Below are 2079 nucleotides of genomic sequence, written 5' to 3'. Positions count from 1 at the left end.
AATCCCGAGTTTGACAGTTGAAAAAGTAAAAAGTGCTAGAAAGCCTTTATTCAAGGTTTAATCTAGCACTTTCGTTTTTTTGAAATGTTGTATGTGATTTCTATTTTGAATATTTTTTTACTATTTTGTTTAAATCACTTGGTCTATAGTACTTTCTGTTTAGTTGTAGCTCGAAACATCTTTCTAATGCATCTAATGCCTGACTACCACTATAGATGGATTTGTAGTACATGTCATCCATATTTACGACATTCATATTTCGCAATGTTTTTATTAGGTTTGATGTTGTTACATGAGTTAAGTTGTCATCCAACTTGCACTCCATAAGCCTGTATATAAGTAGTGCAGTGTAGCAGATCAAGAAATGTGCACGTATTCTTTCTGGCTTTCTCAAGAATACTGGTCTTGCATCGAAATTAGTCTTCATGATTCTAAAACAGTCTTCGATTTTGTATCTATTTTGAGCTACTGCTAGGATGTCTTTGGCTGAATCGTCAAGATTTGTTGCGACGGCATAGAATCCATCGTATTTTTCTTCTTCATGGATTTTATCCATATCCAATACATAATTAGCTGTATCAGATGATGTGTTCTTAAGGAATCGACGTATATCGTTGGGTCCTTTTTTTATTTTTTCAGGATCTTTAAGTCTTAATAACTTTTTAGCACGTTCAAGCTGTCTTTCGCGGATAGTCCTTTGGTATTCCATCATCTTTCTAGAGAAAGTGACAATGATATATTGATGTAATGTTCCTTTGGCTTTTACTTTTTTTGTTCGACCGTTCTTGTATACTTTTTCTTCATAAAGTCCTGTATCCATGGCCGTGTTGGCGGGAATCACTTTATAGGCAAAATCATTGTATAGACTTAGATTGTTTGCGTCTTTTTTATTAAATGTTCGCATTTCTTTCAATGTGATCGCATCGTCATTTGACAATAGACGGTAGTTTGAATCGTTGAATACGATATCTTTGATCTCTTGTCCAAGTTTTTTTACTGACTGTGTAACAATATAGGCTCTACCACCCATATCATTGAATTTACGGATATTGTAGGATCCAAGTCCTGCATCCGCACAATATATGAACTTTTTGTTTCCGGTCATTTTTATAACTTCTTTTTCAAGTGGAACGGCAGTAAGCTGTTCATTTGTGTTTCCTGGATGAATACACATAGAAATAGGGATTCCACGGCTGTCCATGATAAGCCCCATTTCAACAATAGGAGATGTCTTGTTTTCCTTACTGATTCCGAACTGACGAAGTCCAAGGATAATTTCTCCAGTAACTTCGTCAACGATCTCCTCATCAGGCTTTTCTGTTTCAAAGAAATAGTTTGTACAGTCATAGTACATAACTGAAGTATCTCGTTTAACGATGTTTTCGGAATTGTCAAAAAGATGTTTTAAATATTGGTCACTGTTTCTGTCTAGAATATCCAAGAAACGAATCATATGTTGGTATTCAACCTGAGGTTTCTCATAGTATGTATCAAGTTTATCGTATGTTCCATATTTACTGGCAGGATCCAGAATCCTTGCATAGGTAAGAAACTGACAGATTTTATTACAGTCGTAGGTGATCTTTCGGTCAGAAGAAACTGATTTAAAAAAATCAGACAGATTCAATTTGGCATAGATATCCTTAAGATACAGATATCCAATGTTCAAACTAGTAGAATTCGAACAAGGAGAATCTGTAGAAGGGATTCTTTCATTAAAGTCCATAGTAACAATGAATTCAGATCTGCCAGAACGATATTCCTCATTCATTTTTTTTACTTCGTTTTTAGCGTATTCCAAGGGATTATCCGTTATAAGAAGAAGCTCAGAATGTTTACCTAATCTTTTGATATTTTTGGTTGTCGTTTTTTTACCATTTCTAAATCCCTGCTGAATATAGTAAGTAGGATCTTTAAGTCGTTTATCATAATACAGTTTCATAGAAGCAGCCATCCTTTACAACTATTATATCACAATTACAACACATACAACAGTAAAAAAATAAAAATTTGACGAAAAAAAAGCCGTACATAAACGACATTTGGCTATTTCGACTATGAGCAAGTGTTAAACTCCCG

Annotated in this window: 1 protein-coding gene; it reads right to left on the bottom strand. The window is 34.3% G+C overall.

The window, feature by feature from the left end; all coding sequences use genetic code 11:
• Nucleotides 1-100: 100 nt before the first annotated feature.
• The gene (locus C7U55_RS13355; RefSeq protein WP_106988960.1) at nt 101-1942 is read right to left on the bottom strand and encodes an IS1634 family transposase; all 1842 of its coding nucleotides are present in this window, start codon (nt 1940-1942) and stop codon (nt 101-103) included.
• Between the last annotated feature and the right edge of the window lie 137 nt (nt 1943-2079).

Source organism: Faecalibacillus faecis (genome assembly GCF_003024675.1).
GTDB classification, from domain to species: Bacteria; Bacillota_I; Bacilli_A; order Erysipelotrichales; family Coprobacillaceae; genus Faecalibacillus; species Faecalibacillus faecis.
The sequence above is the reverse complement of the archived record's forward strand: the minus strand, read 5'-3'. Positions and strand labels throughout refer to the sequence as shown.